This is a genomic window from Sphingopyxis sp. (genome assembly GCF_035998905.1).
GTDB lineage: Bacteria > Pseudomonadota > Alphaproteobacteria > Sphingomonadales > Sphingomonadaceae > Sphingopyxis.
On the sequence record NZ_DASYHG010000016.1, the window covers coordinates 36,293 to 50,433 of the forward strand.

Annotated in this window: 14 protein-coding genes; 3 read left to right on the forward strand and 11 right to left on the reverse strand. The window is 64.2% G+C overall.

Annotated features, from left to right (window positions below; genetic code table 11):
• Positions 1 to 2 precede the first annotated feature (2 nt).
• The 3 genes from VGN62_RS07540 to ybeY are packed head-to-tail and all read right to left on the reverse strand — an operon-like array spanning position 3 to position 2,671.
• Positions 3 to 1,160, reverse strand: coding sequence for a glycosyltransferase family 1 protein (locus VGN62_RS07540; RefSeq protein ID WP_327452377.1), 1,158 nt, complete (start codon positions 1,158 to 1,160; stop codon positions 3 to 5).
• Between the two features lie 41 nt (positions 1,161 to 1,201).
• Positions 1,202 to 2,146 (reverse strand): hemolysin family protein, encoded by a 945-nt coding sequence (locus VGN62_RS07545; protein ID WP_327452379.1) that lies wholly within the window; start codon positions 2,144 to 2,146, stop codon positions 1,202 to 1,204.
• 18 nt (positions 2,147 to 2,164) lie between these two features.
• On the reverse strand, positions 2,165 to 2,671 hold the full coding sequence (gene ybeY / locus VGN62_RS07550; RefSeq protein WP_327452381.1) for an rRNA maturation RNase YbeY: 507 nt from the start codon (positions 2,669 to 2,671) through the stop codon (positions 2,165 to 2,167).
• Between the two features lie 241 nt (positions 2,672 to 2,912).
• On the opposite strand from ybeY, the gene VGN62_RS07555 reads away from it, so the two are divergent.
• On the forward strand, positions 2,913 to 4,079 hold the full coding sequence (locus tag VGN62_RS07555) for a serine hydrolase domain-containing protein (protein ID WP_327452384.1): 1,167 nt from the start codon (positions 2,913 to 2,915) through the stop codon (positions 4,077 to 4,079).
• A 36-nt stretch (positions 4,080 to 4,115) separates the two neighbouring features.
• Here the strand turns inward: VGN62_RS07555 and VGN62_RS07560 are convergent, their stop codons facing one another.
• Both VGN62_RS07560 and VGN62_RS07565 read right to left on the reverse strand, forming a co-directional pair.
• Complete coding sequence (locus VGN62_RS07560) at positions 4,116 to 4,994, reverse strand: sigma-70 family RNA polymerase sigma factor (RefSeq protein WP_327452386.1); 879 nt, start codon at positions 4,992 to 4,994, stop codon at positions 4,116 to 4,118.
• Positions 4,994 to 5,452 (reverse strand): carboxymuconolactone decarboxylase family protein, encoded by a 459-nt coding sequence (locus VGN62_RS07565; RefSeq protein WP_327452388.1) that lies wholly within the window; start codon positions 5,450 to 5,452, stop codon positions 4,994 to 4,996. Before VGN62_RS07565 ends, VGN62_RS07560 begins: the two co-directional genes overlap by 1 nt.
• 140 nt (positions 5,453 to 5,592) lie before the next feature.
• Here VGN62_RS07565 and VGN62_RS07570 point away from each other — a divergent pair, with 140 nt between their 5' ends.
• Together VGN62_RS07570 and VGN62_RS07575 are read left to right on the forward strand one after the other, a co-directional pair.
• A complete protein-coding gene (locus tag VGN62_RS07570) occupies positions 5,593 to 5,970 on the forward strand; it encodes a DoxX family protein (RefSeq protein ID WP_327452390.1) in 378 nt (125 codons plus the stop codon).
• A 4-nt stretch (positions 5,971 to 5,974) separates the two neighbouring features.
• Entirely contained in the window at positions 5,975 to 6,421 is a 447-nt protein-coding gene (locus tag VGN62_RS07575) for a hypothetical protein (protein WP_327452392.1), read from the forward strand.
• A gap of 53 nt (positions 6,422 to 6,474) precedes the next feature.
• Here VGN62_RS07575 and VGN62_RS07580 read toward each other — a convergent pair whose 3' ends face one another.
• The 6 genes from VGN62_RS07580 to VGN62_RS07605 form a co-directional block, all read right to left on the reverse strand.
• The gene (locus VGN62_RS07580) at positions 6,475 to 7,452 is read right to left on the reverse strand and encodes a DUF6607 family protein (protein WP_327452394.1); all 978 of its coding nucleotides are present in this window, start codon (positions 7,450 to 7,452) and stop codon (positions 6,475 to 6,477) included.
• Between the two features lie 22 nt (positions 7,453 to 7,474).
• The gene (locus VGN62_RS07585) at positions 7,475 to 9,730 is read right to left on the reverse strand and encodes a TonB-dependent hemoglobin/transferrin/lactoferrin family receptor (protein WP_327452395.1); all 2,256 of its coding nucleotides are present in this window, start codon (positions 9,728 to 9,730) and stop codon (positions 7,475 to 7,477) included.
• Positions 9,731 to 10,361: 631 nt separating this feature from the next.
• On the reverse strand, positions 10,362 to 11,369 hold the full coding sequence (locus VGN62_RS07590; RefSeq protein ID WP_327452397.1) for a PhoH family protein: 1,008 nt from the start codon (positions 11,367 to 11,369) through the stop codon (positions 10,362 to 10,364).
• A gap of 130 nt (positions 11,370 to 11,499) precedes the next feature.
• A complete protein-coding gene (gene miaB / locus VGN62_RS07595) occupies positions 11,500 to 12,849 on the reverse strand; it encodes a tRNA (N6-isopentenyl adenosine(37)-C2)-methylthiotransferase MiaB (RefSeq protein ID WP_327452399.1) in 1,350 nt (449 codons plus the stop codon).
• Between the two features lie 7 nt (positions 12,850 to 12,856).
• Positions 12,857 to 13,642 carry a lysophospholipid acyltransferase family protein gene (locus VGN62_RS07600; RefSeq protein WP_327452401.1) on the reverse strand — a complete coding sequence of 262 codons (786 nt, stop codon included), beginning with the start codon at positions 13,640 to 13,642 and terminating at the stop codon, positions 12,857 to 12,859.
• On the reverse strand, positions 13,614 to 14,039 hold the full coding sequence (locus VGN62_RS07605) for a Fur family transcriptional regulator (RefSeq protein WP_056369183.1): 426 nt from the start codon (positions 14,037 to 14,039) through the stop codon (positions 13,614 to 13,616). The genes VGN62_RS07600 and VGN62_RS07605 overlap by 29 nt, the downstream gene beginning before the upstream one ends.
• Between the last annotated feature and the right edge of the window lie 102 nt (positions 14,040 to 14,141).

Genomic DNA, 14,141 nt, shown 5'->3' on the forward strand with positions numbered 1-14,141 from the left:
GCTCAGCCCCGGTGCCGCTGTTTCTGGCGGATCAGGCGGATATAGGTGTCGGCGACCGCCTGGTTGATCGCATCCCAGTCATAGGAGCCGCTTTCGAGCACCGCCGCCGCGCCATGTTCGGCGCGCAACTGGATATCGCGGCAATAGCGCTGCAGGTGATCGGCAAAGCCGGTGATCGACCCGGGTGCGACAAGATAGCCCGTCTGGCCATGCTTGACGATGCTGGCGCTGCCGGTCGCGCGCGCGGCGACGACGGGCAGGCCGCACGCCATGGCTTCCAATGTGACATTGCCGAAGGTTTCGGTGACCGACGGGTTGAAGAAGATGTCGCACGACGCCAGCGCGTGCGCGAGGTCGGCGCCGCCCTGAAAGCCGACGAACTTGGCGTTCGGCAGGCGCGATTCGAACCATTCGCCCGCCGGCCCCTCGCCGATCACGACGACCTTGTGCGGCACGCCGCGCCGCTGGAGCACGTCGATCGCGTCGGCGAAGACGTCGAGCCCCTTTTCCATCACCAGCCGGCCGAGGAAGGCGATCGCGGGCACATCGTCCTCGATCCCGAGCGAACGGCGCCAGTCCATGTCGCGGCGGCCGGGATTGAAGATCGCCTGCTCGACACCGCGGGTCCAGATGCCGATGTCGTAATTCATCCGCTGGTCGCGCAGCACCTGCGCAAAGCTTTCGGACGGCGCGATCAGCGCGTCGCATTTGCGATAAAGCTTGCGCAGCCAGGCCACGACGACGGGTTCGAGAAACGACAGGTTGTAATAGCGGAAATAGGTCTCGAAGCGCGTGTGCACCGAACATGCGACGGGAAGCCGCCGCCGCCGTGCCCACGCCGCCGCCTGCCGCGAGACGCGATCGGGGCTGGAGATATGCACGATATTCGGCGCGAATTTGACGATATCCTCGCGAACGCGCGACGAGAAGGACACCGGAATGCGATATTCGCTGCGCCCGGGGATTGCGAAGGACGGCACGCTGACGAGGTCGCCGGTCGGGTCGAAATCGGGGTTGGCGACGGTCGGCGAATAGACACGCACCGCGGCGCCATGCGCCAGCAAATAGCCGACGAGGCGGTTCAGCGCCTTGTTCGCGCCGTCGGTGGTCATGTTGTAATTGCCGCTGAACAGGGCGATGCGAAGGTCGGAAACTTCCATCCGGCCTCGCCTAGTCCTTTAACCCCGCAAAGGCAATTGGGTCAGAACTCTTCGCTGCGCTCCGACGGCGCTTCCAGATCGACCTCGACCGGCGGATGCAGGCGCAGGCGATGGACGCGCCGCTCGTCGGCCTCGGTCACCTCGATACGCCAGCCGCTCGGATGGACCAGGATTTCGCCGACTTCGGGGACATGCCCGGCGAGCACCGCCGCGAGGCCGCCGAGCGTGTCGACATCTTCGTCGATCTCGGCAAGCCGCGGGTCGATCGCCTCGCCGACATCGTCGAGTTCGGCGCGCGCATCGGCGTCCCAGCACCCGCCCTCGCCGGGCGCGAACAGCGCAGTCGGCTCGTCGTCATGCTCGTCCTCGATCTCGCCGACGATCTCCTCGACAAGGTCCTCGATCGTCAGCAACCCTTCGGTGCCCGAATATTCGTCGATCACGATCGCGAGGTGAGTGCGCTTGGCGCGCATTTCGGCAAGCAGGTCGAGCACGCCCATCGATTGGGGGACGTAGAGCGGCTGGCGGATGAGGTCGAGCAAGGGCGGCGGGGTGCGGCCGTCGGCCAGCACGGCGAACACGTCCTTGACGTGGATCATCCCGACGACCTCGTCGAGATTCTCGCGGTAAATCGGCAGGCGGCTGTGACCGGCCTCGACGAACAGAGCGACCACCTCGGCAAAGCTGGCGCTTTCGGGGATCGCGATGATGTCGGCGCGCGGCACCGCGACATCGTCGACCGTCTGTTCGCCGAAATGGAGGAGGTTGCGCAGCATCTTGCGCTCGATCTGCGACAGGTCGCCGACGATATTGCTGCCACGACGGTCCTCGCCCTCTTCCTCGGCCTCGTCGATGACCTCTTCGATCTGTTCGCGAAGCGACGGTTCCTTGTCGCCGCCGAACAACAGGGTCTTCAGCCCGGACAGCAGTCCGGGTCTACTACTGTCCTCTTCCGATCGGTTCGAAGATCCCTGGTCGTCGGGCATATTTCCTGCTTTTCCCTGTTAATCCTGATCCGCATATGGATTGGCGATGCCCAGCGATGCAAGCGCTTTCACCTCGATCGCTTCCATCGCGGCGGCGCTGGCGTCGTCCATATGGTCGTAGCCCACGAGATGCAGCGCGCCGTGGACGATCAGGTGCGTCGCATGATCGATGATCGCAATCCCCTTCTCTTCCGCCTCGCGCACGCAGGTTTCGCGCGCCAGCACGATGTCGCCGAGCAATATCTCGCCATCGTCGCTGTTCGCGAGCCCCTCCAGCAGGTCGTGCTGGACCTGCGGAAAGGACAGCACGTTGGTCGGCTTGTCCTTTCCGCGAAAATCGCGGTTGAGCGTGTGAACCTCTGCATCGTCGGTGAGGCGCACCGCGACCTCGACCAGCGGCGCCGCGTCGGCGAGCGAGGCATAAGGCGTCAACGCCAGCGCGGCTGCGACCGCCTCGCTTGCCCTGGCTTCCCAGTCGATCGCGTCGGGCCACGGCGTCGCGGCATAGGCTTCGACGCTCAGCACGAAAAAAGCCACGGCGAGAAAAGGGCAGAAAACTGCGCAACTTCACGCTGGAATTGCATTTCCTGAGGAGGCGAAGAAGCCAGTATATAGTCGATGCGGATCATGGTTCGACGCTATAGCGACGGTGCGCTGTAGGACAGCTAAAAAGTTGCCCGGAAGTCGCGCTTGACGGCTGCAGAGGTGTATGATTATTGCAATACACAATGTAATCGATACCCCTCAAGCTTTGGATCACCAAAATATGCTGAATAGAGTTTCTGCCGCAATCGGCCTGATTGCGGTCATGGGCGGGCTCGCGGCCAGCGCAAACGCCCGCACAACACCGGTCGCGGAAGCGAACAACAAGACGGCCGCAATCGAACAGCTGATCCAGAGCGAGATGATTGCTCGTGACATTCCCGGACTGCAATTGGCAATAGTGCAGAATGGCAAGATCGTCTTCACGGGTGCCTATGGTCTGGCCAACAGGGAAACGTCCGCCCCCGTCACGAACAAAACCATTTTCCGCATCAATTCGATCAGCAAGGCCGTTACCGGTGTTGCGGCAATGCAGCTTGTCGAAGCGGGCAAGCTTGATCTTGATGCGCCAATCTCAACCTATCTCGAAAAACTTCCGGAAGCATGGAGTAGTGTCACCGTTCGGCAGGCTCTCACCCATACATCCGGGCTGCCCGAAATTGTGGATGACAATACCCGGCCGATTGACGGTCTCGTCGACCCGGATGCCTCCTGGGCAAGGGTGCAGCAAAATCCCCTGACCTTTCCACCCGGAGCGGGATTTAGATATAGCCAGACCAACTATGTCGCGATGGGGAAAATCATCGCGAAGCTTTCAGGGAAATCCTTTTCCGATTTCGTGCGCGATCGGCAGTTTAATAGGGTGGGCATGAAGCAGACCGGCTTTGCCTATCCTGTCTCGGCCAAGCCTGACCTGGCTGAGCTCTACACGCATTTGACGCTGAAGTTTGACGGGATGAGAACTGTCGGCGCTGATCGCAGTGAAACTGCGTTTGTGCGTCAGGAATCATGGACGTCCGCACAATTGCTCCCGATCGGGGGCATCCAATCCACGGCCATTGATTTGGCGAAATGGGTTATTGCGATCCAGAAATGGCAACTGGTGAACAAGAACAGCGTTGAGGAACTCTGGAAACCACAGCCGCAAAAAGATGGCAGCTATCGCGGCTTCAACGCTTTCATTAATGGCTATGGCTTGGGCTGGCCATCGGTACGACGCGCGGAGCATCCCGCGCTTGCCCTTACTGGCGGCGCACGCGCCACCGTATTCATTTATCCCGAGGACGACCTTAGCGTTGTGGTGCTGACGAACCTGATGGGCGCTTCGCCCGAGAAATTCGTCGACAAGATTGCTTCGCACTACATCCCCGGCCTCGCCGCCACAAACTGACCCCCGGGGCCTCCCTCGACGAGAGGGAGGCCCCGCTTAATGCATATGGCGCAGCTTGTCGGGGTTGCGCATGACATAGATGGCCGTGACCTTCCCGTCGACAATCTCCAGCGCGGTGGTCTGGAGTTCGCCGTCGGCTTCGCGCGTCACGAAGCCCGGCAGGCCGTTGATCATGCACGTGTGGACGAGCGTCGAGCCATATTTGCCGAACAGCACCGCGAGGCTGCGGTGCAGTTTCAGCACGACGTCGTAGCCGAGCACCGGGCCCGCCGCGGCGGGGCGCTTGCCGCCGCCGTCGGCCCACATGCCGACATCGGCAGCGAGCAACGCGCCGAGCGCGCTCATGTCGCCGCTGCGCGACGCGGCGAAAAAGGCGTCGGCGATCTGCAACCCCTGCTCCTTTTCGAGCTTGTAGCGCGGGCGGGCGTCGCGGACGTGGGTGCGCGCCCGCGCCGCAAGCTGGCGCGTCGCGGCGGGATCGCGGTCGATCGTCTTCGCGACCTCCTCGAACCCGACCCCGAAGACGTCGTGCAGCAGGAACGCAGCGCGCTCCAGGGGGGAGAGCCGTTCGAGCGCGAGCATCAGCGGCAGCGTGACATCATCCTCTTCCTCCTCCTCGACCAGCGGGTCGGGGAGCCAGGGGCCGATATAGGTCTCGCGGCTGTTCCGCGCCGACTTGATCTGATCGAGGCAAAGCCGCGTCACCGTGCGGCGGAGGAACGCCGCGGGCTCGCGTACCGCATCGCGATCGGTGCCGAGCCAGCGGATGAAGGCATCCTGCACCACATCCTCGGCATCGGCGACCGAGCCGAGCATGCGATAAGCGACGCGCGTCAGGAGCGGGCGCAGCGGGTCGAAACTCGCCGCCGCGTCCGTCCCCGCATCGCTGTCGCCGCGGATGCCTTCGCGGGTCATCAGGCGGCCTTCGCGGGCGCGCCGCCTTCGTACCAGAGGTCGAAACCGACCGCGATGCGGTTCCAGCCATTGATGACGTTGATCATCACGGTCAGGTTCATCTGCTCCTCGGCAGTGAAATGCGCATCGAGTGCTTCGCGCGCCGCCTTCTGTGTGTGGCCTTGCGACAAGCGGGTCAAGGCGTCGGTCCACGCCAGCGCGGCGCGTTCGCGCGGAGTGTAGACGGGCGCGTCGGCCCACGCTGCGAGCAGGTAGATGCGCTGTTCGGTCTCGCCCTTCGCGCGCGCCTCGGCGGTGTGCATGTTGATGCAATTGGCACAGCCGTTGAGGATCGACGAGCGGATCTTCACCAGCTCGATCAGGCTCGTCTCGAGGCTCTTTTCGGCCGCGAGGCTGACCGCCATCCACTGCTTCATCAGCTGCGGCGAGGCGGCGAAGGGGTCGGTTACCTTGGTCATGTCATGTCTCCTTTGGGCGGGTTGTACCGGCTTGACGAGACAGGATCGGCGCGTGTGACATCGATCGCAAAAAAATTTCGCGCTGGCCCGAAAATCGGTTAGCCTCCCTGCCTCGACAATCGGAATGAGGGGGGAAAATCATGAAGTTTCTCGATGGTTTCGGCGAACAGGCTTATGCGCTGCTGCGCATCGTCGCAGGCCTGTTGTTCCTCGCGCACGGCGTGCAGAAATTCTTCAACTTCCCGGTCAAATTCCCGATGGAACTCAACCCGATGCTGCAAGCGGCCGGGGCGATCGAACTGATCGCAGGCGGGCTGATCGTCATCGGCCTGTTCACGCGCCCCGCGGCATTCGTCGCGAGCGGCATGTCGGCAGTCGGCTATTGGGTCGCGCACGGCAGCCAGGGCGCCTTCCCGATCGCCAATGGCGGCGAGACGATCGCACTCTACTGCTTCATCTTCCTGTTCATCGCGACGCGCGGCGCCGGAATCTGGAGCGTCGAGGGGCCGAAGAAATAGGGCGTTGCGCTATTATCTCGACGCCGAGTTCAACGGCTTCGGCGGCGCGCTGATCTCGATCGCGCTTGTTCCCGAAGTCGAGGGTGCGGCGTCCTTTTACGGCGCCGTCGAGTGCCGCGACCCGACACCATGGGTCGCGGCGCACGTGATGCCAAAGCTCGACATCGCGCCGATATCCTATGCCGAACTGCAATGGGGCTTTGCCGATTATCTGGCGGCCGATCCGGAGCCGGTGCTGGTCGCCGACTGGCCCGAAGATATCGTCCACGCCGCGCGCCTGCTCGTTACCGACGACGGGCGGCGACTGATCATATCGGCGGTGCGCTTCGAACTCGCCGAGGTCGTCAATTTCTCGACCGCCGAACTCAGCCATGTTCCGCACAACGCATGGCATGACGCCGTCGCGCTTCGGACCTTTTGCATGGCGCGCCGCCACGCCACCACAAAATAGGGGGCGGCCCTTCCGGACCGCCCCCAGTTTCGGGCTTCACATGGTGAAGGTCGTCAAAGCTTGCGCGTGTTCGTCTCGATCAGCTTCTTCGCTTCGCTGATGGCTTTCGCGGTGGTCAGCTTCTTTTCCTGAACCTCGTCGGCCATTTCGAGCAGGCGGCCGCTGATCACGGTGCCGGTGTCGGCCTTTTCGTCGATCGCGATGCCGCCCTTCGCCGCGGCCACACGGTCCCATTCGGCGCGCACCGCGGCCCAATATTCCTTCGTCGCGGCCCAATAATCGTCGGCCGCCTTCACGTCATATTGGTCATATTTGATATAGGTGTTGAGGACATATTCCTGGACGATCGGCACCAGCTTGCCGTCCTTCGTCCCCATCTTCGTATTGTCCTGCCAGTGGACCCAGCCGTCGGGCGATGGCTGGTGGCGGTTGATCGAGAGGTAACGGTCGTACACGGGATTGCGCACGGCGTCGCGGCGCGCGAGTGGGCGCCACGTCCAGTTCGAGCGCCAGCGGCGGACGCCACCCTGCGTTTCGAACTGCCCCCAGCCGCCGTAACGAGGGGAATCATCCACCTGATAGACGGTCTGCGACCAGCGGCCGGTGCGCATCTTTTCGGGGACATCTTCCCACGTCCACGCGTTGCGGTCCGAATAGACCAGCACCTTCGCGGGCTCATATTCCCAATCCTGCCGCCAATGCTTGATGATCATGCTCTTGTCGTCGTCGCCGGTGATGACGAGCATATGCTGCAGGCTGATCTTGCGGCCCGTGTCCTCGATCACGCGCACGACCTCGTTACCGCCTGAACGCTTGGGTTCGAGAACCTCGTAGGTCGGGTCCCAGCGCGTCGATTCCTGCATGTTGAAGCTGACGCGATAATTGCCCGCCATCGCGAGGATATCGGCGCGGTCCTGTTCGAAATTGGCGGCGGCGGCCTCGGCGGCGATCGGCGGGTGCGCCGAAGCGGCGACGGGCAGCGCCGCGGTGAGCAGCAACAGGCTGGCGGCAAGCTTGCGATATGTTTTCATCGGTGCAGTCCTTCTGTTTTGATTAGAAGCGGAAGCTCAGCGACACGCTCGCGTTCCGGCCGGGCTGGGTATAGGCATCGGCGCTCGCCGGGACCGTGGGCGCAGCGACCGTTCCGCCCATCGCGAGACCGCGCACATCGCTCCACCAGCTGTATTTCTTGTCGAGGATGTTGAAGACGCCCGCGCGCAGCGTGAGCTTGTCCATCACGCGGACGAACGCCGTCGCATCGAGGATCGTGAAGGCATCGGGACGGAAACATTCGGGGGTGCAAAGCCCCGTCGTGCGCGACGCCTCCTTGCGGCCCGCGTGCGTCACGATGATCTGGCCGCCGAAGCGCCCTTCGCGCTCGCGATAACCGACCCCGGCGACGAGCTTGAGCGGATCGATCGACGACAGCGGCGAACGCACGCCGTCGGGGTCGATGATGTCACCCTTCGCATAGGATAGGGCGAGCGTCGTATACAGGCCGGACGACGCTCGCCCCTCGAACCGCGCCTCGGCCCCTTTGACCCGGACGCGATCGAGATTCACGAATTGATAGAGGATGGGGTTGGCGATCGTGCCGACGCCGCCGACCTGCTCCTGGCTGATGAAATCCTTGTACCGCGCCGAAAAGGCGGTGACGTCGAGGCTGACTGCATCGCTGGAAAAACGCACGCCGCCTTCGAAGCTCTCGCTGCGCTCGGGCCCGAGGTCGGGGTTCGGGAGCGTGCGGTACGAGAAGAAGGGCGAGGTCAGGTTCTCGAAGAACTGGTTCACCTGCCCCGGTTCGGGCGCCTTGAAGCCGGTCGCGTAATTGGCGAGCAGCCGGACATCGTCGGTGATCTTCCACACCGCGCCGAACTTGGGCGACACGCGCGAACCGTCCTGCTTCGCACCGCGGAAGGTCGGCAGCAGCGGGTCATTGTCGGGCGACAGGTCGAACCAGTCGAAGCGCAGCGCCGGATAGAGCAGCAGGCGCCCGTCGGCGACCGAGATTTCGTCGCCGACGAACAGCCCGGCGCGGGTGAAGTCGGTGCTCGGGAAAGCGCGCGTCGGATAGGTCTCGCCCGCCGGCGGCACGGTGCCGCCGCGCAGCCCGCGCTGGCGCGTCTTGCTGATGTCGCCGCCAAAGACGAGGCGGTGCGTGATCGCACCGGTGGTGAAATCGGCGCGTGCGTCGGCCGAGGCGCCGAAGACGCGGTTCTCGAAGGTGTTGAGGCGCGTGCGATCGACCGACGGGGTGCGATCTTCCTCGGTATATTGCCGGTCTTCGCCATCCTGCCAGTAAAGCGCGACGCGCGCGAAATCGATCGCCCCCTCGCCTTCCCAGCTCCAGTCGAGCGACACACGCTTGCGCTCACCCGTGTCAAAGCCTTCGAGGCGGTCGACGGTCGCGCCGAGGCCGTTCGGACCAAGGCCGCTCAGGCCGTTGGTATAGAGGCGCGTGTCGAGATATTCGCCGGTCAGCCGCAGCTTGTGGCCGTTCGCGGGGTCATAGACGATGCGTGCGAGCGCGGCGTCCGAACGGCCGTCCTGCGGGTTGGCCAGCGTGCGCGACGGGCCGATGCCGTTCGCGGTGCCGAGGCTGCCCTGGTTCTCGAGCTCCTTGTAATCGCGGCGCGTGTAGGCCGCCATCACCGACCAGTCGCCGCTGCGCCCCGCGAGGATCGCGGTTTCGCTGAATTCCTCGTCGGCGCTGCTGTAACCCGCGCGGAGGAGGCCGCCGACATTCTTGCCCGGCTCGAGGAAATCCGACGGGTCGGAGGTGATGAAGCTGACCGCGCCGGCCAGGCCGTCGCTGCCGTAGAGCGCCGACGATGGGCCGCGGAGGATCTCGACCGACTTGACGAGCCCGAGGTCGACATAATCGCCGCGGCCCGACGCCTGCGCGCCGAAACTGAAGCCGTCGGGGACGCGGACGCCGTCGACCTGGATCAGCACGCGGTTGCCGCCGATGCCGCGGATGTTGAAGCTGTCGTTACCCGCGCGACCGGTGGCGCCGAGCGCGGCGCCGAAGCGCGCGGGCTGGCGCTGGACGCTGACACCGGGTTCGAAACGGACGAGGTCGCGGATGTCGGTGACCATCTCGTCGGCGATCTGTTCGTCGCTCTTGACGGTGACCGTGACAGGAATGTCCTCGGCCTTCACCGCGGTGCGCGTCGCGGTGACGACGATCTGGTTCTTGCGCGCGACCCAATAATCGCCGTCATTATCCTGCGCAAAGGCCGGCGCGGCGGTCGCGGCGAGCGCGAGGCCCAGCGCGCTGCCTGCGGCAAGGCGGGATACGGACGGCAAATATTGGCTGTTCAATTTTCTTCCCCTGAATGATTGCGACTGACTCGCAATAGCGTCGCCCTAGGCGCGCAAATTCGGGGGGTCAATATGCTATTGAGAATCACTCTCGTAAAAATGGCGACGCATGTCAGCGCGACACCGCCGGCCCCAAAGCACCGGGAACGCGGCAGCAGGCTCGAAATCATGAACGACGGGTTTCGAACGATTGCGGACGTCTCGGCTCTTATAACTTCGTCATTCCCGCGAAAGCGGGAACCCAGTGTGGGATCAGCTTACGCACGCTCTGGGTCCCCGCTTTCGCGGGGATGACGAATATTGGGTGTGGCAGCTTTCCACCCCAAAACCGACATCGAAAACAACTGTCCTACATTATCCGGCTGTGCCAGCCTTCATCCCGGCTCATTGAATTCGGTGGATAAGGACGGTCGCGACCCGAAGGTCGGGTGCAGCCAAGGCGCGGCGTGCCGGACGCATCGAGCGCGCCGCGAGGTTCAAATCGGCGCGCGCATAAGGCTGAACTTCACTGAACTTTGAAAATATCGCGGCCTCGCCAACCGGTCCCGGATCAAGCCCGGGTCGATGAAAGCCGGCCAGGCCAGCGCACCACGTCCAAGCAGACGCTATCCGTGCGCTAGGCCCCCGGCCCTTCATAGGCATCGACGATCCGCCCGACGATCGGGTGACGCACGACGTCGGCGCTGGTGAAATAGCTGACGTTGATCCCCTCCAGCCCTTCGAGCCGGCCGACCGCGTCGGCGAGGCCAGAGGTCGCGGGGATCGGCAAGTCGACCTGCTTGGGGTCGCCGCAGATCACCATGCGGCTGTTCATGCCGAAGCGGGTCAGGAACATCTTCATCTGCGGGATCGTCGTATTCTGCGCCTCGTCGAGGATGATGAAGGCGTCGGCGAGCGTCCGCCCGCGCATGAAGGCCAGCGGCGCAATCTCGATCTCGCCGCTCGCGATACGGCGCTCGACCTGCTCGGCGGGCAGGCAGTCGTGGAGCGCGTCGTAGAGCGGGCGCAGATAGGGATCGACCTTTTCCTTCATGTCGCCGGGAAGGAAGCCCAATTTTTCGCCCGCCTCGACCGCGGGGCGCGAGAGGATCAGGCGCTGGACGCTGCCGGTGATGAGCTGCGCCACGGCCTGCGCGACGGCAAGATAGGTCTTGCCGGTGCCCGCCGGGCCGAGCGCGAAAATCACGTCGTCGCGCGCGAGCGCTTGCATATAGGGGACCTGCGAGGGTGCGCGCGGGACGATCGTCTTCTTGCGCGTGCGGATCATGATCGGCGGCGCCTCGTCCTTGTCGTGACGAATGATGCCGTCGAGCGTCGGCTGCGCCGACATCGCGATCACCCCGTCGACGAGGCCGGCGTCGACCTCCTGCCCCTGTTCGATCCGGTTGTAGAGTTCGGTGAGCACGTCGCGCGCCCGCGCCGCGGCTTCGGCCTCGCCCTCGATCTGCACGCGGTTGCCGCGCGCCGAAATATAGACGCCGAGACGGTTTTCGATCGCGACGAGGTTACGATCGAACTCACCAAACAAGATGCCCAAAAGCTGCGTTCGCTCATATTCCGCCGTCAGTCGGACGCGGTCGCCGGGTTCGGCGGGGGCAGAGGCGGTCAGCGGGCGTTTGGACATATAAGCAAGGCTCCTTCGATCGACAGCAGGACTGTACTCCCGTCATTACGGGAGTCCATGACTTGCAGGCTGCGAATGCGACGGAAGGAGGCCGAGTGTGTCTTCGGGGAGACAGCTCCCACCAAGCGCACTAGGCAAGCTCTTCCATCAAGGCTTCGGCGCCAAGGCTGTTCGGCCCGGCCGAAGTGATGCGCACGTCGATCATGTCGCCGATCGCAAGCCCCGGCGCGATGACATGCACTGACTGGAGCCAGGGCGATTTGCCGATCAGCTGGCCGTCGAGCTTGCCTTTGCGTTCGAGGAGCAGGCGCGTGGTGCGACCGACGGTCGCCGCGTTGAACGCCTGCTGCTGCTCGTTGAGCAACGCCTGAAGGCGCTGGAGCCGGTCGTTGAGCACAGCTTCGTCGATCTGACCGTCCATCGTCGCCGCCGGCGTGCCGGGACGGCGCGAATATTTGAAGCTGTACGCCATCGCATAATTGGTCGCGCGGACGATATCGAGCGTCGCCTCGAAATCCTCCTCGGTTTCGCCGGGGAAGCCGACGATGAAATCGCCCGAGATCGCGATATCGGGACGCGCCGCGCGGACGCGTTCGATGACCTTCAGATAGCTTTCAACGCTGTGGCTGCGGTTCATCGCGGCAAGGATGCGGTCGCTGCCGGCCTGCACCGGCAGGTGGAGGAAAGGCATCAGCTTGTCGACCTCGCCATGCGCGGCGATCAACCCTTCGGTCATGTCGTTGGGATGGCTGGTCGTGTAGCGGATGCGCTCGAGCCCGTCCTCGCGCGCCAGTTCGCGGATGAGCCCGTCGAGGCCGATCGCCCGCCCCCTGTCATCCTCGCCGTCCCACGCGTTGACGTTCTGGCCGAGCAAGGTGATTTCGCGGACCCCGCCCGCGACGAGTGCGCGCGCCTCGGCGATCAGGTCGGCGAAAGGCCGGCTGATCTCGGCACCGCGCGTGTAGGGCACGACACAGTAAGTGCAGAATTTGTCGCAGCCTTCCTGCACGGTCAGGAAGGCGGTCGGGCGCTGGCCGCCCGCGCGCTTCGGCAGCGCGCCGAACTTGCTCTCGGCGGGCATGTCGAGATCGACCGCCTTCTCGCCCTTCGCGGCGCGCGCGATCAGGTCGGGCAGCCGGTGATAGGCCTGCGGACCGACGACGACATCGACCGAAGGCGCGCGGCGCGCGATCTCGGCGCCCTCGGCCTGCGCGACGCAGCCCGCGACCGCGATCGTCGGGCGGCTGCCGTCGGCGCGCTTCAGCCGGCCGATGTCCGAATAGACTTTCTCGGCCGCCTTTTCGCGGATGTGGCAGGTGTTGAGCACGACAAGGTCGGCATCGGCGCCGTCGGCCGCCGCGACATAGCCTTCGGCGCCGAGCATCTCGGCCATGCGCTCGCCGTCATAGACGTTCATCTGGCAGCCGAAGGATTTGACGTGGAATGTCTTTTGAGGACTTTGGGGAGAGTCGGATTTCATTGGCGCGCTATAGGCGATGCGGCGCCGGGGCGGAAGACCGCGCAATTTCGGCGCCGATCGCTGCCCGCGCCGCCTCGCTGATCGCCTTACGGTCATGCTCGGCTTCTTGCGGAAGCGGGTCGAGATAATGAATGGTCAGCGCGACGGGGCGCTTGCGCGCGAGGATCCGCTTGAAATTGTCGAGCCCGGATTCGGGGTCGAGCCACGCGATGTCGTTCGCCTCGGCACCATAGTCGAGGAAAACCGGCTGGACCCGAAGCTTCGGCGGCGTCGGGATGATCGCCTGGAACAGCGAGGCGCGGAAGGGAAGCAGCCCGTCGCCGGGTCCGGTCGTGCCTTCGGGAAACAGCGTGACAGGCCGCCCGCGTGCGAGCGCGTTGCGAAGGTCGTTCGCCTGATTGTGGATTTCGCGCTTCGCGTCGCGCTGGACATAGACAGTATGATTCTGGTCGGCGAGCCAGCCGACAAGCGGGGTCGTGCCGACCTCCGCCTTCGACACGAAAGCCGAGCGCGCCGCGCCGCCGAGCGCGAGGATATCGAGCCAGCTGACATGGTTCGACACGAAGAGGACATCGCGCCGCAGCCGCGTGCCCGTCGTGCGGATGCGCAGGCCGGCGATCCAGCCGACGGCGTTGAGAAAAGCCATGACCATCGGCGACGGGCGACCGACGGCGCGATAGAGCAGGTGGGGGACGATCAGAAACAGCAGCGCCAGCACCATCAAGGCGAGACGGGCGACCGTCCGCCAGGTGATCGAGGCGCGATCAGTCGCGCTTGCGATCGATGGCGACACCATAAAGCTCCATGCGATGGTCGACGAGGCGGAAACCAAGCCGTTCGGCGATCACCTTCTGCAACGCTTCCAGTTCGGGATCGACGAATTCGATCACCTTGCCCGTTTCAACGTCGATCAGATGGTCGTGATGCGCCTCGGGCGCGGCTTCGTAGCGCGAGCGGCCGTCGCCGAAATCGTGGCGATCGAGGATGCCTGCCTCTTCGAACAGGCGAACGGTGCGGTAAACGGTCGCGATCGAAATTCCGCTGTCGACCTTCGACGCGCGTTCATACAGCGTTTCGACGTCGGGGTGATCCTCCGAATCGGAGATCACGCGCGCGATGATGCGACGCTGCTCGGTGATGCGCAGCCCCTTTTCGTGGCACAGGGCTTCGAGATCGATATTGCCGGACATGCTTGCCTTTCCTGCAGATGCAGCCGTGTCTGTCTTTGTTACAAACTGTATAGGCACCCGCCGCCGATAGGACAAGGGCGGCCCCCTTCAGGGCCGCCCTTC